At 66.5% G+C, this 22,858-nt stretch carries 23 protein-coding genes and 1 tRNA gene; 8 read left to right on the top strand and 16 right to left on the bottom strand.

The genetic code is table 11. From position 1 onward, the window contains the following. Window positions 1–37 precede the first annotated feature (37 nt). Complete coding sequence (locus G6N33_RS08355; protein ID WP_044509747.1) at window positions 38–730, top strand: demethylmenaquinone methyltransferase; 693 nt, start codon at window positions 38–40, stop codon at window positions 728–730. Between the two features lie 4 nt (window positions 731–734). Here the strand turns inward: G6N33_RS08355 and G6N33_RS08350 are convergent, their stop codons facing one another. The 3 genes from G6N33_RS08350 to menJ form a co-directional block, all read right to left on the bottom strand. Beyond that, window positions 735–1,142, bottom strand: coding sequence for a DUF732 domain-containing protein (locus G6N33_RS08350; protein ID WP_044509748.1), 408 nt, complete (start codon window positions 1,140–1,142; stop codon window positions 735–737). Between the two features lie 44 nt (window positions 1,143–1,186). Then, a complete protein-coding gene (locus G6N33_RS08345; protein ID WP_044509749.1) occupies window positions 1,187–1,873 on the bottom strand; it encodes a class I SAM-dependent methyltransferase in 687 nt (228 codons plus the stop codon). 82 nt (window positions 1,874–1,955) lie between these two features. Beyond that, window positions 1,956–3,197 (bottom strand): menaquinone reductase, encoded by a 1,242-nt coding sequence (gene menJ / locus G6N33_RS08340; protein WP_044512827.1) that lies wholly within the window; start codon window positions 3,195–3,197, stop codon window positions 1,956–1,958. Window positions 3,198–3,218: 21 nt separating this feature from the next. Between menJ and grcC1 the strand changes: the two genes are divergently transcribed. Together grcC1 and htpX are read left to right on the top strand one after the other, a co-directional pair. Continuing rightward, a complete protein-coding gene (gene grcC1 / locus G6N33_RS08335; protein ID WP_044509750.1) occupies window positions 3,219–4,235 on the top strand; it encodes a nonaprenyl/(2E,6E)-farnesyl/geranylgeranyl diphosphat synthase in 1,017 nt (338 codons plus the stop codon). 92 nt (window positions 4,236–4,327) lie between these two features. After that, on the top strand, window positions 4,328–5,188 hold the full coding sequence (gene htpX, locus G6N33_RS08330) for a zinc metalloprotease HtpX (RefSeq protein ID WP_044509751.1): 861 nt from the start codon (window positions 4,328–4,330) through the stop codon (window positions 5,186–5,188). Between the two features lie 157 nt (window positions 5,189–5,345). On the opposite strand, the gene G6N33_RS08325 is transcribed toward htpX, so the two are convergent. The 3 genes from G6N33_RS08325 to G6N33_RS08315 form a co-directional block, all read right to left on the bottom strand. Continuing rightward, complete coding sequence (locus tag G6N33_RS08325) at window positions 5,346–6,371, bottom strand: NAD(P)H-dependent glycerol-3-phosphate dehydrogenase (protein WP_044509752.1); 1,026 nt, start codon at window positions 6,369–6,371, stop codon at window positions 5,346–5,348. A gap of 64 nt (window positions 6,372–6,435) precedes the next feature. After that, the gene (locus G6N33_RS08320; RefSeq protein ID WP_044509753.1) at window positions 6,436–7,947 is read right to left on the bottom strand and encodes a flavin-containing monooxygenase; all 1,512 of its coding nucleotides are present in this window, start codon (window positions 7,945–7,947) and stop codon (window positions 6,436–6,438) included. 91 nt (window positions 7,948–8,038) lie between these two features. Next, entirely contained in the window at window positions 8,039–8,530 is a 492-nt protein-coding gene (locus tag G6N33_RS08315) for a YajQ family cyclic di-GMP-binding protein (protein ID WP_044509754.1), read from the bottom strand. 80 nt (window positions 8,531–8,610) lie between these two features. On the opposite strand from G6N33_RS08315, the gene G6N33_RS08310 reads away from it, so the two are divergent. Further along, window positions 8,611–8,696 (top strand) — tRNA-Tyr (locus G6N33_RS08310). Between the two features lie 16 nt (window positions 8,697–8,712). On the opposite strand, the gene G6N33_RS08305 is transcribed toward G6N33_RS08310, so the two are convergent. The 7 genes from G6N33_RS08305 to G6N33_RS08275 form a co-directional block, all read right to left on the bottom strand. Beyond that, window positions 8,713–8,934 carry a hypothetical protein gene (locus G6N33_RS08305; RefSeq protein WP_044509755.1) on the bottom strand — a complete coding sequence of 74 codons (222 nt, stop codon included), beginning with the start codon at window positions 8,932–8,934 and terminating at the stop codon, window positions 8,713–8,715. Window positions 8,935–9,102: 168 nt separating this feature from the next. Next, a complete protein-coding gene (locus G6N33_RS08300) occupies window positions 9,103–10,047 on the bottom strand; it encodes an aldo/keto reductase (RefSeq protein WP_044509756.1) in 945 nt (314 codons plus the stop codon). Window positions 10,048–10,068: 21 nt separating this feature from the next. Next, entirely contained in the window at window positions 10,069–10,794 is a 726-nt protein-coding gene (locus G6N33_RS08295; protein ID WP_044509757.1) for a cysteine hydrolase, read from the bottom strand. 90 nt (window positions 10,795–10,884) lie between these two features. Further along, window positions 10,885–11,478, bottom strand: coding sequence for a TetR/AcrR family transcriptional regulator (locus tag G6N33_RS08290; RefSeq protein ID WP_044509758.1), 594 nt, complete (start codon window positions 11,476–11,478; stop codon window positions 10,885–10,887). Between the two features lie 43 nt (window positions 11,479–11,521). Further along, window positions 11,522–11,692 carry a hypothetical protein gene (locus G6N33_RS08285; RefSeq protein WP_155945930.1) on the bottom strand — a complete coding sequence of 57 codons (171 nt, stop codon included), beginning with the start codon at window positions 11,690–11,692 and terminating at the stop codon, window positions 11,522–11,524. Between the two features lie 221 nt (window positions 11,693–11,913). Continuing rightward, a complete protein-coding gene (locus G6N33_RS08280) occupies window positions 11,914–13,095 on the bottom strand; it encodes a hypothetical protein (protein WP_231382546.1) in 1,182 nt (393 codons plus the stop codon). A 235-nt stretch (window positions 13,096–13,330) separates the two neighbouring features. Next, window positions 13,331–14,566 (bottom strand): cytochrome P450, encoded by a 1,236-nt coding sequence (locus G6N33_RS08275; RefSeq protein ID WP_044509759.1) that lies wholly within the window; start codon window positions 14,564–14,566, stop codon window positions 13,331–13,333. A 181-nt stretch (window positions 14,567–14,747) separates the two neighbouring features. Here G6N33_RS08275 and G6N33_RS08270 point away from each other — a divergent pair, with 181 nt between their 5' ends. Beyond that, window positions 14,748–15,536 (top strand): adenylate/guanylate cyclase domain-containing protein, encoded by a 789-nt coding sequence (locus G6N33_RS08270; RefSeq protein WP_044512830.1) that lies wholly within the window; start codon window positions 14,748–14,750, stop codon window positions 15,534–15,536. Between the two features lie 166 nt (window positions 15,537–15,702). Here G6N33_RS08270 and G6N33_RS08265 read toward each other — a convergent pair whose 3' ends face one another. Together G6N33_RS08265 and G6N33_RS08260 are read right to left on the bottom strand one after the other, a co-directional pair. Next, window positions 15,703–16,467, bottom strand: a complete 765-nt coding sequence (locus tag G6N33_RS08265; protein ID WP_044509760.1) for an SDR family oxidoreductase — start codon at window positions 16,465–16,467, stop codon at window positions 15,703–15,705. 59 nt (window positions 16,468–16,526) lie between these two features. After that, entirely contained in the window at window positions 16,527–18,767 is a 2,241-nt protein-coding gene (locus tag G6N33_RS08260; RefSeq protein WP_101528211.1) for an FUSC family protein, read from the bottom strand. A 638-nt stretch (window positions 18,768–19,405) separates the two neighbouring features. Between G6N33_RS08260 and G6N33_RS08255 the strand changes: the two genes are divergently transcribed. Genes G6N33_RS08255 through G6N33_RS08245 form a run of 3 tightly spaced genes read left to right on the top strand, consistent with a single transcriptional unit; the run spans window position 19,406 to window position 22,330 of the window. After that, on the top strand, window positions 19,406–20,107 hold the full coding sequence (locus G6N33_RS08255; protein ID WP_044509762.1) for a PAS and ANTAR domain-containing protein: 702 nt from the start codon (window positions 19,406–19,408) through the stop codon (window positions 20,105–20,107). After that, on the top strand, window positions 20,058–21,230 hold the full coding sequence (galT, locus tag G6N33_RS08250; protein WP_044509763.1) for a galactose-1-phosphate uridylyltransferase: 1,173 nt from the start codon (window positions 20,058–20,060) through the stop codon (window positions 21,228–21,230). The genes G6N33_RS08255 and galT overlap by 50 nt, the downstream gene beginning before the upstream one ends. After that, window positions 21,227–22,330, top strand: coding sequence for a galactokinase (locus G6N33_RS08245; RefSeq protein ID WP_044509764.1), 1,104 nt, complete (start codon window positions 21,227–21,229; stop codon window positions 22,328–22,330). Before galT ends, G6N33_RS08245 begins: the two co-directional genes overlap by 4 nt. Here G6N33_RS08245 and G6N33_RS08240 read toward each other — a convergent pair. Further along, window positions 22,327–22,812, bottom strand: coding sequence for a hypothetical protein (locus G6N33_RS08240; protein WP_044509765.1), 486 nt, complete (start codon window positions 22,810–22,812; stop codon window positions 22,327–22,329). The genes G6N33_RS08245 and G6N33_RS08240 overlap by 4 nt on opposite strands. Between the last annotated feature and the right edge of the window lie 46 nt (window positions 22,813–22,858).

Raw genomic sequence — 22,858 nt, 5'->3', positions numbered from 1 at the left:
CCGAAGCCGCGAGATTCAGCCGGGTAGCGTCGTTGTCGTGAGTCGAGCGGCCTTGGACAAGAATCCCCGGGAGGTCGCGTCGATGTTCGACGGTGTCGCCCGCCGCTACGACCTGACCAACACGGTGCTGTCGTTGGGGCAAGACCGATATTGGCGGCGAGCCACCCGGTCTGCGCTGCGGATCGGGGCCGGCCACAAGGTGCTCGACCTGGCCGCGGGCACCGCGGTGTCCACCGTCGAACTGGCGAACTCCGGGGCGTGGTGCGTGGCGGCGGATTTCTCGGTCGGGATGCTCGCCGCGGGCGGCGCACGCAAAGTGCCCAAGGTTGCCGGTGATGCCACCAAGTTGCCGTTCGGCGACGGCGTATTCGACGCCGTCACAATCAGTTTCGGTTTGCGCAACGTCGCCGACCCGCAGGCGGGGCTGCGCGAGATGGCCCGGGTCACCCGGCCCGGCGGCCGGCTGGTGGTGTGCGAATTCGCCACGCCCAGCAACGCCGTGTTTGCCACGGCCTACAAGGAATACCTGATGCGGGCGTTACCGCGGGTGGCGCGGGCGGTATCGAGCAATCCCGACGCCTACGTCTATCTGGCCGAGTCGATCAGGGCATGGCCTGACCAGGCGCAGCTGGCCGCGCAGATCGCGGAAGCGGGATGGTCGGGCGTGCGCTGGCGCAACCTGACCGGCGGCATCGTGGCCCTGCATGCGGGCCACAAGCCGCTGCGGTGATCCCTTAGTTCGGGTGGGTACCGGCCGCCTGGACGACGCCGATCTGGTCCGGGCAGTAGTGGTCGACGGCCGCGCCGAGGAACTGGAACGCCTGCCCCTGGCTGGTGCCACGCGGCAGGTTGCGCTGGATGAAGGTGGCCGACTGGTACGCGTCGTGGTCCACACCCCGCCCCAACCGGTCGCAGGTGATCTTGCCCAGCCAGGCGAGCTGGTCCTGCGGCTGGTAGATGCCGAACCCGTTGACGGTTTGCTTGAACGGGGCGTCATAGTCGCTGGGCGGCGACGGCGTCCTCAGTGGCGTCGGGGCCGGAGGCGGCAGCGGCGGCGTCGTCGGGTCGGCCAGTGCCGGCATCGCCAGCGAAATAGCGGCCGCCGCGGTGGCGACGCCTGCAAGCAGCTTGGTTCCCCTCATTAGCCGGACTATACACCGCGGCAACGACTGGGTCTCGGGGATGATCAGTCCCGATGGGCGAGCAACAGCCACGCGCTGACCGACTTCAAACCGTTGGGTTCGTCCCGCAGTCCGACGAACGGCATTTCGGGAACACCGTCCGGCAACTTTGCGTGGATACGGGCCGGCCGGATCTCGTCGACCACCCAGTGGTCGGACACCGCGTCGCGCAGTTCGTCGGCGGTCACCGCATTGATCGGGCCGTCCGGTGCGCCCGCCTTGTCGAAGACGAGCGCGAAGTAGGACGCGCCCGGCGCGGCGGCCCGGCTGATCGATCGCTGATAGCCCTCGCGCGCCTCGACCGGAATGGAGTGGAACAAGGTGCTGTCGACGATGGTGCCGAAACGGCCTTCCGATCCGGGCGGGTACCCGGTGAACGTGCTGATATCGGCGACCTCGAAGGTGGCGTTGGCCAGTCCCCGCCGGGCTGCCTCGCGGCGGGCCAGGTCGATCGCGGTGGGTGACAGGTCCAGGCCCACCGTGGTCATGCCGCGTTCGGCCAGCGCCAGGGAGATGGCGGCCTCCCCGCAGCCCACGTCGAGCACGTCGCCGTGGAACTTGCCCTGCTCGATCAGCGCGGCCAGCTCGGGCTGGGGGGCGCCGATGCTCCAGGGCGGACGCGCGCCGTCGCCGAACTGGGCGGATTCCCCACGGTAGGCCGCTTCGAACTCGAAATCAGTTGGCTGAGTCATGCCATTAGATATATCAAGCGGCCTGATCTATGTCAATGAGGTTGATATAGGTGGGGTGCGTCACTTGGACTCAAAAACCAGTTCAGCTGAACGGGGTTCGCCGATCGATGAACCGGGACAGCCGTCCGGCACCGCGCCAAGCCCGCGCCAACCGATCGGTGTCCTCGTCGGTGACCAGGTTCGCCATCACCCGCACGGCGATGGTCATCAATGTGGTGGAGCGCATGGCGACCGGTCCGGCCGTCGGCAGGAAGCGCTGGAACGTCAGCAGCAGTGCCAGCCGGCGTGCGACGGAGAACCCGCGGCCGTAGTGATCCTGCAGCAGCGACGGCCATAGCCCGGACACGTCGTGGGCGTCCAGCACCTCGGCGGCCAGTCGGCCGGTCTCCAGCCCGTAGTCGATGCCTTCGCCGTTCAGCGGGTTCACGCAGGCGGCAGCGTCGCCGATCAACATCCAGTTCGGCCCGGCGACACCGGAGACCGCGCCGCCCATCGGCAGCAGCGCCGACGAGATGGCCCGCGGTGTACCGGTAAAGCCCCACTCCTGTCGGCGCAGGTCGGTGTAATAGGAGATCAGCGGCCGCAATGCCAGGTCGGCCGGGCGCTTCGACGTCGAAAGCGCTCCCACGCCGATGTTCACCTCGCCGTTGCCGAGCGGGAAGATCCAGCCGTAGCCGGGCAGCACGGCGCCGTCGGGGGAGCGCAGTTCCAGATGCGACGTGAGCCACGGATCTTCGCTGCGCGCGGTGGTCAGATACCCGCGGGCCGCGACGCCGTACACCGTGTCCTGATGCCAGCGGCGGCCCAGCTTGCGGCCCAGTGGCGAGCGGGCCCCGTCGGCCACGATCAGGCGGCGGCAGCGCATCTCGGTGCCGTCGGACAACACCACCGAGGTCACTCGTCTGGACGAGTCATGGTGCACACCAACGGCTTTGGTCCCGAGCAACATTCGGGCGCCGGACTCTTCGGCGACTTTGCGGATGCGGTCGTCCAGCTCGACGCGGGCCACCGCGCTGCCGGTCGACGGGAACGACGGACCGGGCCAGTCGACCTCTAGCTCCCCGCCGAACCCGCTCATCCGCAGGCCGCGGTGCCGGATGCGGGTATCCAGCCAGGCGCCCAGCCCGAGCCGCTCCAATTCGGCGACCGCACGGGGCGTCAGCCCGTCGCCACACGGCTTGTCGCGCGGAAAGCTGGCGGAGTCGACGACCAACACGTCGCGGCCCGCGCGGGCAGCCCATGCGGCCGCCGCTGAACCCGCCGGTCCGGCGCCCACCACCACCAGGTCGGCGCCGGAGGCCTTGGTGTCGGGCGGCGTGTCCACGCCCACCAGTATGTTGGTCGCGTGAGTACTCCGGCGACGGTGGTGGCGGGCATCGACTTCGGCGATGCCACGTTTGCCGCGACGGTGCGCGACGGTGTGGCAAAGATCGAGCGGCTCATGGATACCGAGTTGCGCAGCGCCGACGCGATCATGACCGATTCGCTGATGCACCTTTTCAAGGCGGGCGGTAAGCGGTTTCGGCCGTTGTTCACCGTGTTGTCCGCGCAGATCGGGCCGGACCCGGACGCGGCGGAGGTGACGATCGCAGGTGCGGTCATCGAGCTGGTACATCTGGCGACGCTGTATCACGACGACGTAATGGACGAGGCGGAGGTCCGCCGTGGCGCCCAGACCGCCAACGTGCGCTGGAGCAACAACGTCGCGATCCTGGCCGGTGACTACCTTTTCGCCACGGCCTCACGGCTGGTGTCCCGGCTGGGACCGGAGGCGGTACGACTGATCGCGGAAACGTTCGCGCAGCTGGTGACAGGGCAGATGCGGGAGACCCGCGGCATGGACAAACACGTCCCCGGCGCGGATCCGATCGAGCACTACCTGAAGGTGGTGTACGAGAAGACGGCCTGCCTGATCTCGGCCGCCGGTGAGTTCGGGGCGATGTTCTCTGGCGCCGACGACGATCAGGTGGCGCGGCTGGCCCGGCTCGGCGGCATCGTGGGCACCGCGTTTCAGATCTCCGACGACATCATCGACATCGACAGCGACTCGCACGAGTCGGGCAAGGTGCCCGGCACCGACATTCGCGAAGGCGTGCACACCCTGCCGATGGTCTACGCACTGCAGCAGCCTGGCCCGGACGGCGATCGCCTGCGCGAGCTGCTGTCCGGGCCGGTGGAAGACGACGATGCGGTGACCGAGGCGCTGACGCTGCTGCGCGCGTCGCCGGGCATGGTGCAGGCCAAGGACTTTCTGGCGCAGTACGCGGCCAAGGCCCACCACGAGCTGGGGCTTTTGCCCGATGTGCCGGGCCGGCGGGCGCTGCAGACGCTGGTCGACTTCACGATCAGCCGCCACGGCTAGCTGTCGCGGAACCCGAAGGGCCAGTCCGGTCGTTGGATTGACAAGAGTCAAGCTATGCACAAGGTCTCCACGTCTTTTCAAGGAGGGAACCCGTGACCTGGCATCCACATGCCAACCGGCTGAAGACCTTCCTGCTGTTGGCCGGCATGTCCGCGCTGATCGTGTTCGTGGGTTCGCTGTTCGGTCGGACGGCGATGTTCTTGGCGTTGATGTTCGCCATCGGGATGAACGTCTACACGTACTACAACAGCGACAAGCTGGCCTTGCGGGCGATGCACGCTCAGCCGGTGTCCGAGCTACAGGCGCCGATGATCTACCGGATCGTGCGTGAACTGGCCACCGCCGCGCACCAGCCGATGCCCCGGCTCTACATCAGCGATACCAACGCGCCCAACGCGTTCGCCACCGGGCGCAACCCGCGGAACGCCGCGGTGTGCTGCACGACCGGCATACTGGACATCCTCAACGAGCGCGAGCTACGCGCGGTGCTCGGTCACGAGCTGTCGCACGTCTACAACCGCGACATCCTGATCTCGTGCGTGGCCGGTGCGCTGGCCGGGGTGATCACCGCGTTGGCCAATATGGCGATGTGGGCCGGGATGTTCGGCGGCAACCGCGACGGCGAGAATCCCTTTGCGCTGCTGCTGGTTTCGCTGCTGGGCCCGATCGCCGCGACGGTGGTGCGACTGGCGGTGTCGCGTTCGCGGGAGTACCAGGCCGACGAGTCGGGTGCCGTGTTGACCGGCGACCCGCTGGCGTTGGCGTCGGCGCTGCGCAAGATCTCCGGTGGGGTGCAAGCGGCGCCGCTGCCGCCTGAGCCACAGTTGGCCAGCCAGGCCCATTTGATGATCGCCAACCCGTTCCGAGCGGGTGAGCGGATCGGTTCACTGTTCTCGACGCACCCCCCGATCGAGGACCGGATCCGGCGGCTGGAGGCGATGGCGCGCGGGTAATGCTCCCGCCGCGTGGGCTCAGGGCTTTCCGTGCGCGCTCGCGGCGGGACGTCCCGGCGTGTCGGCGCCCTGAGCCCACTCTCGGCGCCGGCAATGCACGCGCGTTGCACAGCAGTGACCGCGAATTGCCTGGCCGCGCGGACTTATTCGGACCGGACTAGAACCCGGAGCCGTGCACCTCGTGCCCGGGGACTTCGGCGATCAGCCCTCGGTACGCCTCCTCCACCGACGATCCGTGGTTGATCACCGCGTCGACTTCGCGGGCGATCGGCATGTTCAGCCCGAATTCGTTGGCGAATTCCATGATCACGCTGGCGGCCTTGACCCCCTCGGCTACCTGGTTCATCGAGGCGATGATCTCGTCGATCGGCTTGCCGGCGCCGAGCTGCTCACCGACGTGACGGTTGCGGCTGCGCTGGCTGGTACAGGTGACGATCAAATCGCCCAACCCAGCCAGCCCCGGGAACGTTTCGGGGTGTCCGCCCAGCGCCACACCCAGCTTCGTCATCTCACGTAGCGCGCGGGCGATCACCAGCGCCCGGGTGTTTTCCCCGATGCCCAGCGAATAGCCCATCCCTACGGCAATCGCGTAGACGTTTTTCAGCGCGCCGGCCATCTCGACGCCAATCACGTCGTCGGTCGTGTAGACCCGAAACCGCCGGGTGCGGAACAGCCCCGACAGCCGGGTGGCCAGATGCTGGTCCGGCATCGCCAGCACTGCCGCGGCGGCATACCCCTCGCCGACTTCGCGGGCGATGTTGGGGCCGGCCAGGATGCCGGCGGGGTGGCCGGGCAGGACTTCCTCGATGATCTGCGACATGCGCATGTTGGTGCCCTGCTCGAGCCCCTTGACCAGAGAGACCACCGGCACCCACGGCCGCAGTTCCTTACCCAACTCGGCGAGCACGCCGCGGAATCCGTGCGAGGGCACCCCCATCACGACGACGTCGGCACAGTTGGCGGCCTCGGCGAAGTCGGTGGTCGCGCGCAACGTTTCACTCAGCTCGACCTCGCTGCCAAGGTAGCGGGTATTGCGGTGCCGCTCGTTGATGTCGTCGGCTGTCTCGGCCGAACGCACCCATTGCAATGTCGGTCCCCGGCGCGCGCAGATGGACGCCACCGTGGTTCCCCAGGAACCACCGCCAAAGACAACGACTTTGGGTTCACGTGTTTGGGCTGCCATAGCGTCAGCGTATTGCCGTCACCCCGGATTTCGTAGCAGTTTGGGCGGTGCGGTCCACGCCGCGCTAGCCCGCCACTGGAGCTCGGTCGGTGGCATGGCCGAACTTCATCGCCTCGTCGATGCGGTCGAACCGGTAATCGACGGCATCGGCAAGGTAGTTCTGCCGCACATTCCACGGCCGCCTGGTACCCGATTTGGGCAGCTGATGTACCGAACGCTTGACGTAGCCGGCCGCGATGTCCCAAGCCGGTTTCTCGTCCATCGGCTCCCCGCCCAGATGCGGGTAGGCATGGGTGTAGCCGTGAGAAGTCATGTGCTCCAACAGTTTCGCGGTGGCTCGGGCGGTGATGTCGGCGCGCAGCGTCCAGGAGGCGTTCGTGTAGCCGACGCACCAGAACAGATTCGGCACGTCCTCGAGCATGTGCGCCTTGTAGACGAAACGCTCACGGTGGTCGATCTTTTCGCCGTCCACGCTGATCGTGGCACCACCCAGCGCCTGCAGCTGCAGGCCGGTCGCGGTGACGATGATGTCGGCGTCGAGGTGTCCGCCGGACCGCAGCGCGATGCCGGTGGCATCGAAGTGGTCGATCTCGTCGGTGACGACGCCGGCGCGGCCCTGCGTGATCGAGTTGTACAGGTCGGCGTCGGGAATCAGGCACATCCGCTGGTCCCACGGGTTGTATCGCGGTTTGAAGTGGACGTCGACCTCGTAACCCTCGGGCAGGCTATCGATCGCCTTGCGTCGCAGCAGCCACCTGATCGCGCCCGGCAGCTTGCGGGACAAGAAGAAGAACACGGCCTCGGTCAGGGCGCTGTACGTCCGGATGGCGAGATGGGAAGCCCTGCGGGGCAACAGGAACCGCATCACTGCGGCGAATTTGCTGTACTTGGACGCCGCGACCAAGTAGGTCGGGGAACGCTGCAGCATGGTGACCTTGGCGGCCCGGGCCGACAGCGAAGGCAGCAGGGTGACCGCGGTCGCGCCGCTGCCGATCACGACGATCGTCTTACCGGCGTAGTCCAGGTCCTGCGGCCAATGTTGGGGGTGCACGACGGTGCCGCGGAACTGCTCGATGGCCGGGAAGTCCGGGGTGTAGCCCTCGTCGTAGTTGTAGTAGCCGGACGCAAAAAACACGAACCGGCTGCGGTAGATCGTGCTGGTGTCGCCTTGGTCGACGGTGATGGTCCAGGTGTCGGTGGCCGAATCCCAATCCGCGGAACGGACATAGTTGTTGAACCGGATGTGGCGATCGATGCCGTATTTGTGTGCCGTGGCGGCGAGGTACTCACGAATGTGCGCGCCATCGGCGACGCCTTCCTTGCGGGTCCAGGGTTCGAAGGGAAACGACAGCGTGAAGATGCTGCTGTCGGATCGCACGCCGGGATAGCGAAACAGGTCCCACGTGCCGCCGATCTGCTCGCGTCGCTCCAGGACGGCGTAGGTCATGCGCGGATTGCGCTCAGCGATGCGGTAGGCCGCGCCGATGCCGGATATTCCGGCCCCGACGATGACGACGTCGAAGTAACCGGCCTCGGCTGGGGGCTGGCCTATCGCTTCCTGGGGCGTCACGGTCATCGTGAACCTCGCTTGCGGCAACTAGTGACGAGTCTCATGTGGTACTCGTCACTACCTTAGGCACCCCACCGGTTGGTGGGCCAACAGGGCCTCAGCGGTAATTGACGAACTGCAGCGCCACGTCCAGGTCCGAGCTGCGCAGCAGCGCTTGGACGGCCTGCAGGTCGTCCCGTTTTTTGCTAGTGACGCGAATCTCGTCGCCCTGGATCTGAGTTTTGACGGTCTTGGGGCCCTCGTCCCGAATGAGTTTGGTGATCTTCTTGGCGTTTTCGCTGTCGATGCCCTGCTTGAGCGTTCCGGTGACCTTGAAGGTCTTGCCCGAGGCCTGCGGTTCGCCGGCGTCGAAAGCCTTCATCGAGATGTCGCGGCGGATCAGCTTCTCCTTGAACACGTCGACGGCCGCCTTGACGCGCTCCTCGGTGGAGGAAGTCAGCTCGACGGCGTCGTCGCCCTTCCACGCGATCTTGGTGTCGGTGCCGCGAAAGTCGAAGCGGGTGGCCAGTTCCTTGGCTGCCTGGTTGAGCGCGTTGTCCACCTCTTGCCGATCGAACTTGCTGACGATGTCGAACGATGAGTCCGCCATGCGTTCGCCCTCCCTCTTGCTTCTCGCGTTGCTCCTAGCCGTTTGTGAAATGTCTACCCGGTCGTTGTACCCTGCTAGGCGGCAGGTTGCCCGAGCGGCCAATGGGAGCGGACTGTAAATCCGTCGGCTTACGCCTACACTGGTTCGAATCCAGTACCTGCCACCACAGTTCAGGTTCGATATCAACCGCCGGTCTCGGCGACGGCCTTGCCGAGCGCCCGCCTGGCAGCCAGTCGTTCCAGCGCGGCGGGGGATGTCCCGGAATGACGCCTGCTGACGACGGCGAACACCTCGTCCTGCAGCGCCTTGCCCAGCTGGACCGCTGCCGCCCACCGCGCTGAGCACCGCCAGGCGTTGGCCGGGGTGAGTCCGCCACGGTCGACCAGCCCGATCCAGGCGATCACGTTGGGGATCCAGAATCCCGCACGAAAATGATGGTCGGGCCGAGCGCCCTGGCCACGCAGTTGTCGTCGAGCGCGAAGCGCGAGACCATGCCGACGGCCATGCTGCGTTTTGGAAGCACGTTCTCGTCGCGCGCAGCGCATTCGGCAGATTAGGTCCCGCGGACCACGTCAGCCACCCGTCGGCACCTCCGCGAAGCCCGGCACTCCCGCGTCGGCAACGGAGTTGAATCGAATGCGGGTGACGAGGCGCTCGTTGATCTCGTCGATCGCTCGCCGCGGCAGGGCGGTGACATCGAAGTTCTCGCGTATGCGTGCGGGGTTGACGGATCCCGTCAGCACAGCGCTGCCGCGCTGAATTCCCCAGGCCAACAACACTTGTGCGGGAGTCTTTCCGAAGCGACGAGCGATGTCGACGATCAGCGGGTCGTCGAGCAGGCGCGGCTGCAGGGCGTGGCCCAGCGACGCGAACGCCAGCAGGATGATGTCCTGCGCGTTGCACAATTCATGCAGCTCCCACTGCGGGTGGTAGGGATGTGATTCGACCTCCACCACCGCCGGCTTGATTCGGGACGTTTCGAGAATCCGCCGGGTGCCGTCGGCGTCGATATCAGATAGGCCGATCGCTGCGGTAAGTCCTTCGTCGACAAGGTTTTCCATTGCGGCCCAGGTCTGGGGCAGCGTCACTCCGGCGTCGTAAATGACGGCCCCGTGCACATCACGCGGATCTTGGTCATCGCCGGGTCGAAACGCGAAGGGTGTGTGCACCAGGTACAGGTCGACGGCGTCGAGGCCGAGTCGGTTCAGGCTGGCCTGCAGCGCAGGCCGGACCCGTTCCGGGCGGTGGTTGTTGTTCCACAGTTTGGTGGTCACAAACAGGTCGTCACGGCGGACGACGCCCGCGGCGAACAGCTCCTTGAGCGCGGCGCCGACCTCGGCCTCGTTGCGGTACCGCTCGGCGGCGTCGAGGTGGCGGAACCCCACTTCGACCGCCGTCTTGACCGTTTCCCGCGTCTTGCGGTTATCGGAGAGCGATGTGCCGAGCCCGAGCGCCGGCATCTTTCTGCCGTTGTTCAACACGAACTTATGCTGGTATAGCTTCTCGACGTTTTCCATTTCGTGCGACCTCCTTGTTGGTCAAAAACCCTTGGTGTCACCGTGTTTCGCCAGCTGGTCGACGGCCTCGGCGGTCGTCCAGACGGCACTGGCGAGGAATCGGAAGTTCACCAACGCGGCTAGGTAACCGTCGCCTTCGGGTAGGCGGGGACCCGCGGTCGCATCCTTGACGACAGCGACCTCAAAGCCCTGTTCGATGAGCTCACGCAGGTGGCCTTCCACACACAGGTTGGCCGCCATGCCCGCCAGCACCACCTGGCTGATGCCGCGCTTGCGCAGCTGCAGCACGAGGTCGTTGGATTCGGGGCCGACGATCTTGTGCGGAGAGGCGATCACCGTCCGGCCGTCGTGAATGTGGTCGCGGTAGTCGGGCAGAAAATCGGCGCCGGAGTCGGCGAAACCGTCCGTGGTGTAAGCACCCCGGCGTTCGAACATCCCGGCATCGCGCATGAACTGTTCGAGCGGATCGCCGAAGCGCCACTGCCGGTCGGTTGGATAGAAGTAGTGCGGTGACACCACGACGGTGATTCCGGCGTCCTTCGCCGCGTCGAATAGTTCGCCAAGGTGGGCGACGGTGTTGTTGTCGCGGACACTGGCGCCGAACACCGGCCACGAGGCCCCGTCGGGGCTCAGGAAGTCGATCTGCGGGTCGGTGACGACCAGGGCGGCACGGTCGTGATTGAGCACGAAGCTAGGCCGCGGGAGCCCGGGATGCTGCGGTTCGGCGTAGCTGGCTTGGTCTGTCATCGCGGCCTCCAATCGACTGACCACCAATATAGATGACCAGTCGTCTATAAATCAAGGCGCGAACGCTCCGACGTCTCCATCGCATCGAGATCAGCGCAGCAGGGCCGGCACGGTGACGGTCTCAAACCGGTCGTACGGGGCGCGACTGCGGGTCACCTTCCCGCGCAGGGCCGCACCCTCCCATGCCTCGATGAGCAGCGAGGCCAGTTCGGCCGCATCGAGGTCCGACCGGACTCCACCCGAGGTGTCGCCCTGGCCGGCGCTCACGCATGTCGTGAGCGCTGCGTCCCAGCGGCCGAGTATCCGCACGAGCTCGGCGCGCACCCGTTCGCTGGCGCCGCCGAGCTCGAGCGAGAGGTTGCCGACCAGGCAGCCGAGCAGAAATTCGCCTGCCTCGTGTTCGTCAGCGAGGGCGTGGAAGAAGCGAGTGATGCGCTCTTCCGCCGACCCGTCGGAGTCCAGCATTGGCAGCAGCCGTGTTTCGATGTCGGACCAGTAGTGCTCGAGAATCGCTGCGGCGAAGGCTTCTTTGCTGGGGAAGTACGCGTAGAACGAGCCCTTCGGCACCCCGGCAGCGTCGGTGATGTCCTTGACGCCGCTCGCCGCGAAGCCGCGCGCGTGTACCAGGTCCAGCCCGGCCGCCAGCAGTCGGCGGCGTACGTCGGGATTGGGCGGCCGGGGCATGCCGACGATTTTAGTCGACCGGTCGCCTATCTACCACGTATGGCTAGCTACGCGCCCCCGGCCCCTGCACCACCAGGCCCATGCAATTACTGCGGCAGCGGATCCGGTGAATGATCCGTCCGACGGTGTCCCCACGAGAGGAGTACTGGTACCAGACCAGGGCGTCGGCCAGGCCGTCGCATTTGCGACATTTCTCGGTTTCACGTTTGTACATTGGCGTCCTCCATCCTAGGAAAGGGGGAATCGTCCAACGTTGGGCGACTTGCATTCAAAATTACCTCAGCACTATTCGGGGGGCCGTTTCCCGCGCCGAGAGTTATTCAATTTAAAACCGTACGCGACATCCACGCAGCTCAGCCGCAACATAACCGATACATGGCCGTCGGAAAGGCTGGTCGAACCACGGCAATTCCGGTCGCTGCCCCGAGAGCCAGTTCAGAACCAGGGGCCGGGATAATGGCCGTCCTGGTCTTGCACCATAACGATTTCCTTGCACTCACCGCCCGCGGTGGTTTCCCCCCGACAGACCAGCGTCCAACCCGAAATCCGCTCGAAGGGCCGGATGTTCCAATTCGTCGCGACGGGATCGGGCGCCGGCAGCGCCAGCACCGAGAACGTCTGTCCGGCGTTGGTGATGTAGAGGTGGTCGTCGAAGAAGGCCATCTTGGCGATCGGTAGCTTCTTGGCTTCCTCGCGGTCCTTGAGCAGGTCCCAGTGCTGGGTGCGCAGGTTCCAGACGCCGAAACCGAACTGCGAGTCGGCCGAGTCGCGGCCGTCGACGAACAGCTTGCCGTCCGACAAGGTGGCGGCCAACCCGCCGCCGGAGATTCGGTCGGAGTCGCCGAACTTGATCGGGGTCTTGGAGTTCAGGTCCACAAAGATGGTCGACACCGCGGTGGGGGAGTCTCGATGAGTGATCTGTACGAGTCTGTCTGGCCCGTCGGATAATTCGGCATCGACGGTGACGACGTCGTTGTCCTGATAGATCACCTCTCCGGACGGGCGGCGCAGCTCCGCGCCAGATGTCTTGCTGCCCTGGGTGTTTCGGTGAAACGACAGCACGTCCTGCCAAACATGCGCGGGTTCGGGGTCATTCCACGCCGCGGACAAATCGGTGATCGCAAGCAGGACTGTCCGCGGTGGCGATGCGTCGGCATGTCCGTCGGTGTAGGCGTTGAGCCACGCTGCGCCGGACGTCGTTGCGCCCAAACGCCATTGCTTTGAATCGGTGAATTGCAACTCCGGGGTGGGCGGCTGGAGGTCTTTGGTCACCGCCGGCTGCCCGGTCTTGAAGTCGATGGCGTAGCCGGTGGTCTTGTGCACCTCGGGTGCGGGGGGCTGCGCGGTCTTGACCGTGGTGACCACATAGACGACCTTGAGGTCTTCCGCGGTGCCCGACAGCGCGCACATGGCGCCGGTGAGTTGCTCGTCGGTCGGAAGCGCCGGCAGCGCCGGCGCGACATATTGACCGGTTCTGGTGTCGAAGATTTTGGGTCGGATCTCGTCGAACGCGGATTTGCCGGGATGGAAGTCCTCCGGGCAGCCGAAGTAGGCCGTCCCGCCGTAGCTTTTCCAGTCCTTCTGCAGCGGGCCGGTGATCGGCGGCGGGGGCGGCACGGAACTAGTGGTGGTCCCGGCCGCGGAGGCCGTGGAAGTTGATGTGGTCGGCGTCGCAGCGGGGGCGACGCCGTCTCCGAACAGGAGGCCACCACCAGGCACGCGGCGGTTCCGAGCAGGGCGAACCCGGATGCGGACAGACTTCGCCCCTGGAACACGCGCATCAGCAAACCCCCGTTAACTTCGTGTAACCAACGAGCGTAAAGTCGCCCCGCCGCAGCCGCGACTCGTGCGGTTATCGCCGCACGTCGAATTCGATGGGCACGCTCGTCGGCCCGCTCAAGCTCACCATCGGCTTCCACGGCACCGGCCCGACGATGCGCGGATCGACCAGCCGCTGCGACAACACGGTCAGCGCCTCCGCGAGCTCGCGGCGGGCCAGGTTGGCGCCCAGGCAGTAGTGAACGCCCCCACCGAACGTCAGAATCGGCGGAACCCCTTCGCGGGTGATGTCCACCCGGTGCGGCTCGTCGTACACCTCGGGATCGCGGTTGGCCGCGGCGGTGTTCACCAGCACCATAGTGCCGGCGGGAAAGAGGTAGCCGTCGAGCTCGGCATCCTCGACCACCAGCCGCAGCGTTTGACACGCGATCGGCGAATGCCGCATGGTCTCCTCGACCGCGCGCATGGCCAGTTCGGGCCTTTTCCGGAGCAGGTCCCACTGCTCGGTGTGCTCGCACAGGACCTGCACCGAGGCGCCGACCTGGTTGCGGGTGGTGTCCGTACCGGCCAACAGCAGACCGCCGGCCAGCATGCGCAGCTCGGCGGCGTTGAGACGGTCCCCGTCGTCCTCGGCGCGGATCAGGTCGGACAACAGGTCGTCGGTCAGGCTGTGCCGGCGACGGGCGACCATCCCGTCCACGTAATCGTCGAGTTCGGCCCACGCCCGCATGACGCCGGGCTGCAGTTCAGTGATGTCGGCATCGAAACTGAAGGCTTTGAAAATCTCGTCGGCCCACCGCGAGAACTGCTGCCAATCCTGGCGCGGCGCGCCCAACAGTGCACAGATGATCGGGACAGGATAGGGACGCGCGATGTCGGTCACGACGTCGCAGCGCCCGGCATCGGCGACCTGGTCGACGAGCTCGTTCATCAGTGCGGTCATGGTGTCGTGCAGGCGCAAGGTCGCCTTGGGAGTGAATGCCTTGGCGGTCAGGCTTCGCAACCGGTGGTGGGCATCGCCTTCCAGACACAGCAGGCTGTCGACCACCTTGTCCCACAATGGGCCCGACGTGATGCCCTGGACGAGCAGGTTGATGCCGGGCGGAATCTGAAACCGGGTATCCCGCAGGACCGTCCGCACCAGGTGGTAGGAGAGGAGTTCGGGTCCGTACGGCCCCAGTGCGATCGAGGCCTGTCGCTGTGCCGCTTCGATGCGTGGGTAAATCTGCGCGGGAGTTTCGCCGGCCTCGTACTGCAGCGCCGGAAGGTCGGCGTCGAAAACGCTTGGGGGAGCGGTACCGACGGCCATGGCGGTCTCCTTAGCCCGGAATCCGCAGCGCGCGAACGCCGGTAGACAACTTCCAGACAATGTATGGCCATGAGGTACGGGTGTCAACGAGGCGCGACCCGAGACGGGTACCGTCGATCGACGGCCGGTCTTGGGGCGGATGCCTCATGTGTACATCCGCCCGAGGGCCGACACTGTCGGCATGGTGGTTTTCGACGCGGCGTCGCGCGCGGCTCCGGTGGTCCCAAAGCAACCGTGGGACAAGGTGTTAACCGAAGGTCATGCACCCCTGGTCCGGGCCCGGCGGATCTTTCGCTATCTGCCGTCGGCCCCGCGTTGCAAGGTGTGCAACAACCCGTTCGGCGGGCCGGTCGGACGCGCCTTCGCCGCGGCCGGGTTCAGCCCGTCACGCAAGAACCCCAACTTGTGCAGCCGGTGCTGCGACGCGCTTCCCCCCGGTGGTGCCGAGGTCGACGTGGCGGTGCTGTTCGCCGACGTACGCGGTTCCACCGCGCTGGGCCGGTGTCGCGACGCAGCGGAGTTCGCCGGGCTGCTCAACCGGTTCTACGCGGCCGCCACGCAGACTCTGCTTGGCCAGGACGCGGTGATCGACAAGCTGATCGGCGACGAGGTCATGGCGATCTTTGTGCGCGGAATCAGCGGACCGCGGTATCGGCAGCGCGCCGTTCTGGCGGGGATGGAACTGCTCCGCGCCGTTGGCTACGGACGGGCCGAGCGGCCCTGGGTGCAGGTGGGCGTCGCGGTCAACGCGGGGGTCGCCTACGTCGGCAATGTCGGGGAAGCGGTGGTCGATTTCACCGCGCTGGGCGATCCGGTGAACCTGTCGGCCCGGATGCAACAGCAGGCCGCCGCCGGGGAATTGCTCGTCGCGTCTGGAGTGGCCGACGACCTGATGGCCGGGGCGCCACGCCGTCGTTTGCAACTGCGTGGATACGACCGGCCTGTCGAGACGTTTGCCCTGCGGGTATGAATTGCATTGCCTACCAGACCAATTCGTCCCCCGCCGTCAACACATCGGCGCGGCGCAGTTCCGTCAACTCCGGCGCCGGTGGATGCGCTCCTGGTAGATCACGAATGGCGAACCGGTGCCAGCGCGCCGACCGCCAATGGGCATACACCCAAAACGAAGTGTTCGGCTACTTGCCGTGGGGATCGCTGGCGTTGAGGGCCGCGACGACTTTGTCGTAGTCACCGCGCGCCTCGCCGTACCGCAGAAACTTCACACGCTCCACCTGAATCTCGTTGGCGTCCGGATCCTTCTCGAGCAACCCCATGACTTCGTCGAGGAACTCGTCGAGTGGCATCGCGGCATCGTTGTCGCGTTGCCCTGGCATCAGATCCGTTTGCACCGACGGCGGCTGGAGCTCCTTGACCTCGACCGTGGAGCCCGCCAATTGCAGCCGCAGCGATTCACTGAGCATGTGGATCGCGGCCTTCGACGCGTTGTAACTCGGGGTCGCCCGCAGCGGCGCGAAGGCCAGTCCTGATGAGACGGTGACGATGGTGGCGGCCGGCTGCTGCTGCAGATGCTCCACGAACGCGGCGATGAGGCGGATAGGTCCCAGCACATTGGTGGTGATTGTCGATTCGGCGGTCGCGAGGAATGTGTCGGGGCGATGCCAGTCTTCGACCTTCATGATCCCCGCCATGGCGATCAGAACGTTGAGGTCCGGATGGCGCGCCAGTACCTCCTCGGCGGCCGACCGAATGCTTGCGGCGTCGGCGGTATCGATCCGCACCGTGTCGAGCCCGGGATGCTCTGCGGTGATCTGGTCGAGCAATTCGGTTCTGCGGCCCCCGACGATGATGGTGTTGCCCTTTGCCTGCAGGCGCAAGGCCAGCGCCAAGCCAATCCCACTGGTCGAGCCGGGAATGAAGATGGTGTTGCCGGTGATCTCCATGGGCGCGCCTTTCGTCGTGTACCTAGAGCTTGCCGACCGATCGGATGCCGCACCAGTTCTCAGTTCGCTGGCGAGTTGCTCTGCTGGTGGGCCTCGCGTGCGCCGAGGCTGATCGCCGCGGTGATGACCGCCCGGTCGATCTGGCGTAGCGCGTGGATCGCGGTGAGACAACGCGCGGTCGCGGGATGCGGCGGCTGGTCCAGTGGCCGGCCGATGTCGCCGGGATGGCGGGCCAGCGCCTCGGCGGCATCGAGCGCGTCGGTGGTGGAGTCCACCGTCGCGGGGCCGGTCCCCTCGATGGCGGTGAGTAGGGCGTCGATGTTGCGACGAGTCTGCCCGGCGGCCGCGCCGAAGGCTCTGGCCATTCCGGGGGCCATTTCGGGGGCCATTTCGGGGGCCATTTCGGGGGCCATTTCGGCAGCCAGTTCGCGGGCCGCTTCGGCGGGATCGCGGTAGCGCTCACTGCTGCGGGCCAGGCTTCGGCCGTAGCGATCGCATGCGGTGAAGATCCGTAGGCCGCGCCGTATGGTGCGGCGACCAGCCAGCCCCGCCACACCGGCCAGCAATGGCTTGGCGGTAATCCGGAACTGCTGCAAACTCCGGTCGAGCTGGCGTGCTTGCTCGGTGGGGCCGATGGTCTCCTCCCCACCGAACATCGTGGCGGTGGAGATCTCGATCAGCGCGGACAGCGCCTGCAGGAAGGCGCGGGTGTCTTCGCGGATGGCGGTTCTGGTATTCGTCGGCAACACCAGGATGGCCACCGCGACGCCGATCACGGCGCCGATCGCGGTCTCCTCGATCCGCAACATGAGTACGGCGGGAGAGAACTGACCGAGCAAGCCGTACAGCAGCGCCAGCATCGTGGTAATCCAGAACGTCATCAGGCTGTAGGTAACGGTCATGAAGTAGAAGGCGCAAAACAGGCAGACGAAGATGGCCACCAGCGCGGCGGTCTTGTCACCGGCAAACAGGGTGGCGGCCAGCATGCCGCACGGCACGCCGAGTGCCGTGCCCAGCATCCGCTGCCAGCCCTTGGTCAGCGTTTCCCCCCAGGAGTTGGTGCCGGCAAAGATCACGAACGCCGCGATCACCGCCCAAAACCAGCGGGCCGGCGACACCAGCTCGCCGGTCACGATCGCCAACGCCGCGGCGATCGTCACCTGGATCGCCTGTCGAGTGGTCGACGACAGGCCGCCGTCTGGTTGCTTGGCTTGCTCTTCCGGGTCGTGCTCGTGGGGATTGGTCTCCGCGTCGTGTGGGTCGGTTTCGGGCGGTGGGGCGTCGACCGTGGCGCGCTCGACGATGGCCCGGACTTCGGCGGTCGCGTTGGCGGCATTGATGATCGCCAGCGCAAGGCGCCGTACCGCGGTGTCCGCCGGGTGGTCGGCCGAGGTGGGCGGGGACTGCCGGTCGAGGACCACCTGCGCCAGCCCGGCTGCCTGCTGCAGACCGGTGAGCGACGGGATCCGAATCGACCGGGCGAGCTGGGTGAGCGCGTCGACCAATTCGAGGCGGGTGCCGACCGGAATCGCGCCTGGGTCGGTGGCGGCGATGGACGCCGCCTGCCGACCGGCATTGGCGACCCATTCAATGGCCAGTTCGGCGTCGAAGAGCCACGGCGCCAGCTGCTGGCTGGTCACGCCGGGCCACAGCACGGCCGGGTCGGCCTTGTCTTCGATCTGGGTCTGCACCATCAGCGCGGTTTCGTTGAGCCGGATGGTGCGGGCCCGCATGTGGCGCCGTCGCCGTTCGTCGAGGCGGCCGGTCCGAACTGCTTCGGCGGTCGTGTCGACGACGATCGCCATCCGCGCGCGCAGCGCCCGAATGGTGTCCCGCAGGACGCTTTCGGGATCGTCGGGCAGCACATAGGTGCTCATCACATAGGTGCACACCGTGCCCACCACGACGGCGCCGATCATCCACGGCAACTCGGAAACGTTGGCGCGCAGATACAGCGTGAAGAAGTAGGCCATGAACGCGACCATGCCGAGTGCCCGGCCCCGAGGCCCGTACCGGCGGATGTAGACCGCGACGAAGACGACCGCGATAAAGACGGCGTCGGCGGCGATGTAGTGCGGCGCCAGCAGCGTCGCGGCGATGATCGATAGTGCCCCGGGCAGCGGTAGCAAAGCCATTGTGATCCGCTGTCGTCGCGGGTCAGGCTCGTTGACGGAGCGGGCCGCGATCATGGTGATCACCACACCCAGCAGGGCAACGGTCAGCGGCTGGCCGGTTACCCGGGTGAGCACGAACAGCAACGCCAGCGAGCATGCCAGGGCCGCGGTCGTCCGAGTCGCCATCCGAAGCCGCAGCAGGCCCGGATCGGATCCGATCCACCAGTTTCGCGCCCGCTCGTAGCGTGCCCGAACGGCGCCGCCCAGGCCGGCGCTGCCGGGACCAAGATTGTCTCGCCGGCTACCGCCGAGGCTGCGGTCACGGACTTGCCGTCCAGCCGACACTGGCTACCGCCTCTCTTTCGCTCACCCTATGGCCCGGGCCGATCGGGCTCATCTCGGCTTCGGCGTCGAGCCCGAATACCAGGCCACTTGTTGTTAAAATGCCTGTATAGCTGTAACGTAACGACTATGGCAGGGGCCATCTGCGCGGTGTGTCAGGAAAGCTTTTTCGGGCGCTCGGACGCGGTGTACTGCTCTTCCGCATGCCGTCAGAAGGCGCATCGGGCGCGAACCGCCAGACGGATCACGATGCTGCGGCAACGCTCGATGCGGGTGTCCCGGCCGTCGGTGATCACCGCTAGGGAATGTCGATTGCTGCACGACGAGGTTGCGTTGTCCATTCGGCGCGCGCAAGCGCAGATCGACCGGTCGCGCGAACTGTGCCGAGTGTCCGAAGAGCGGCTGCGCCACCGCGTGGCTGGGCCAACCAGCTGGCCTTCGGCGGATTCCGGTGTAGCCCCGACCGCATCGAAGCGTGCACCATGGCTTGGGAACTAGACGGGCAAACCGAGGCCGTAGAGCAGGCCCTCACCGGCGGAGCAGCGGAATCGGTCGGCTGGTTCCGGTTCCACTTCGAAGACCAACGCTGGGAATGGTCCGAGCATGTGCAGCGGCTACACGGCTACGAACCGGGCACGGTGACGCCGACCACCGAGCTCGTGTTGTCCCACAAGCATCCCGCGGACCGCGGCAAGGTGACCGCGACGATCAACGAAATGGTGGCCAATCGACAGGCGTTCAGCACGCGCCACCGCATCGTCGATACCCGTGGTGTGGTCCACCACGTTGTCGTCGTGGGTGACCAGATCTGCGACGACAACGGAGAGGTCATCGGCACCCACGGCTTCTACGTGGACGTCACCCCCCAGACCAAACGGCCTGCCGAGGAGGCGATCACCGCCAAGGTCGCCGCAATCGCGGAGCGGCGCGGTTTGATCGATCAGACCAAAGGCATGTTGATGCTCGTCTATGGCATCGACGACACGGCCGCATTCAATCTGCTCAAATCGCTGTCCCAAGTGCGCAACATCAAGCTGGCGTTGCTGGCCCAGCAGATAGCCCATGACTTCTGCCAGCTGAGCGCACAGGGCATCGCTGCGCGCATCGCATTCGACGAGCTGTTGCTCACCGCGCATGAGCGTCTTTCCGACCCGATCGGGGACTCGCAGAGCACGCCGGCCTGACCGCGGAGCGACCAGGCTAGTCTTCGACATCGTGACGGCGCCGACACGGGCGAAGCTGGCCGACGGCCGCGACCTGTTGTTCTTCGCGCTGCCCGGACACCGTCCGACACCGGTCGCCGATCGCAGACCCCTGCCGCCGCGCCAACCGGACCAGTCGCAGCTGCGGTTTGACCGGGCCACGGGGCAGTGGGTGATCATTGCGGCGTTGCGTCAAGACCGCACCTACAAGCCACCCCCCGACCAGTGCCCACTGTGTCCGGGACCGACCGGCCGCACCAGTGAGATTCCGGCGCCGGACTACGACGTCGTCGTGTTCGAAAATCGCTTTCCCAGCCTGTGTGGCACCGGCCTGCCGGTGGGGGCACCGCCCGGTACCGGTTTCGCCAGCGCGCCCGGGCATGGACGGACCGAGGTGATCTGCTTCTCCAGCAACCACACCGGGTCGTTCGCGCAGCTACCGCTGCCGCATGCCCGGCTGGTCGTCGACGCGTGGCGGCACCGCACCGCCGACCTGATGGCCGCACCGGGCATCGAGCAGGTGTTTTGTTTCGAGAACCGTGGCGAGGAGATCGGGGTGACTCTGACCCATCCGCACGGCCAGATCTACGGCTATCCGTACTTGACGCCCCGCACCGCGGCAATGCTGGCGCAGGCTGACACACATCGAATGCGCAACGGCGACAACCTCTTTGCCAGGCTGTTAGAGCAGGAGGTGGCCGACGGCAGCCGCATCGTCACCCGTAATGAGTTGTTCACGGCGTTCGTGCCGTTCGCGGCGCGCTGGCCGGTCGAGGTCCATATTTACCCAAACAGGTTCGTGCACAACCTCATTGAATTAGACGATGCCGAGCTCAACGCGTTCGCTCAGATTTATCTCGACGTGCTGGGCAGGTTCGACCGGATGTATTCGGCCGATGTCGGTGCCCTGCCCTACATGTCGGCACTGCATCAGTTCGCCGACACCGAGGCTCAGGCCGAGGGGTACTTCCATGTCGAGCTGATGTCGATCCGGCGCGGCGCCACCAAGTTGAAGTACCTGGCGGCCTCCGAATCGGCGATGGACGCGTTCATCAGCGACGTCACACCGGAAAGTGTGGCCGAACGGCTGCGGAGACTGCGGTGACGGTCCGTTACGCCGCCCCGGGACGGATCAACCTGATAGGGGAGCACACCGACTACAACCTCGGGTTCGCACTGCCGATCGCGTTGCCGCAACGGACGGTGGTGACTTTCACACCCGAGGACACCGACGCAATCACGGTGCGCAGCGATCGCGCAGACGGTGTGGTCCGCATCCCGCTGACCACCGTCCCCGGCGAAGTCCCCGACTGGGCAGGATATGTGGCCGGGGTTGTGTGGGCGCTCGGCCGAGCCGGGCACCCGCTGCGGGGCGGCGCGATGTCGATCACCAGCACGGTGGAAATGGGATCGGGCCTGTCGTCGTCGGCGGCGCTGGAATGCGCGGTGTTGGGTGCGCTCACTGCTGCCCTGGGGATTTCTATCGACCGCACCGGGCAGGCGCGGTTGGCCCAGCGCGCCGAGAATGAATACGTCGGTGCGCCAACGGGTTTGCTCGACCAGTTGGCGGCGCTGTACGGGCAGTCCGCGACCGCGCTGCTAATCGACTTTCGCGATGTCACCGTCGAACCGGTCATCTTCGACCCGGACGCGGCCGGGGTTGCGCTGCTGCTGATCGACTCCCGCGCCCGGCACCGGCACGCCGGCGGCCAATACGCCGCGCGGCGCGCGTCGTGCGAGCGGGCGGCGGCGGATCTGTGGGCGTCGTCGCTGCGGGAGGTCCAGGACCGCGGCACCGCGGTGCTGTCCGCGGTCAACGATGCGGTCGACCTCCGGCGCGCACGCCACGTGCTGACCGAGAACCAGCGGGTTCTCGATTTCGTTGCTGCGCTGCGTGCTTCGGACTTCACCGCGGCCGGACGGCTGATGACGGACTCGCACGTGTCCATGCGCGACGACTTCGAGATCACCACCGAGCAGCTCGACCTGATCGTCGACACCGCCGTCGTGGCCGGGGCATTGGGTGCCCGGATGACCGGCGGCGGCTTCGGGGGGTCGGCGATCGCACTGGTGCCTGACGCCCGGACCGAGGCGGTGGCCGCCGCCGTGCGACGGGCGTTGGGTGAGAACGGGTTCGACGAGCCGGCGGTCAGCCGAACCCGAGCGGCCGCGGGCGCGGGACTGCAGGAGCCGGCGATCGGTTAGCCGACCGGGGTCAGCCGGATCGCCGCCAACTGCATCCGATCGACCGCCTCGCCGAATTCATCCATCGTGGGGATGCGCCGGTCGCGGAATTTCAACCCGATCATGGTTTGCGCGCGCCGCACGCCATACGATTCGGCGCACCGGTGATAGAGGTCGGCGACGATGGCGCGGTCGCGGATGAGTTCGCCGTGCATCGCAGTCGTCTTGCCGCCGTAGCTAACCTGCGCGGGGGCGCCATCGCGAAAGTTCTGCTTCCAGGCCGCGCCGGTCAGCGCATACAGTTCGTTGTCGATGAGATGGGCGCTGACCGGAAGTGTGAACGGCCGCCCCGATTTTCGCCCGGTGAAGCTCAACACCATCAGCTGCTTGCGCGCCGGGCCGGCCAGCGGAGTGCGCAGCAGCAAGCCGAGCACCGGGTTGACAAGCTTGAGCAGGGCCGACGGGGGATGGCCGGCCTCGATCGCGTACGGCTGTTCTGCCATGCAAACACGGTACGGCCGCCGGCCGGTTTGGGCGATCTTTTCGCGC

This window comes from Mycobacterium simiae, assembly GCF_010727605.1.
Classification (GTDB): Bacteria; Actinomycetota; Actinomycetes; order Mycobacteriales; family Mycobacteriaceae; genus Mycobacterium; species Mycobacterium simiae.
This window is presented reverse-complemented; position numbering and strand designations above follow the sequence as displayed.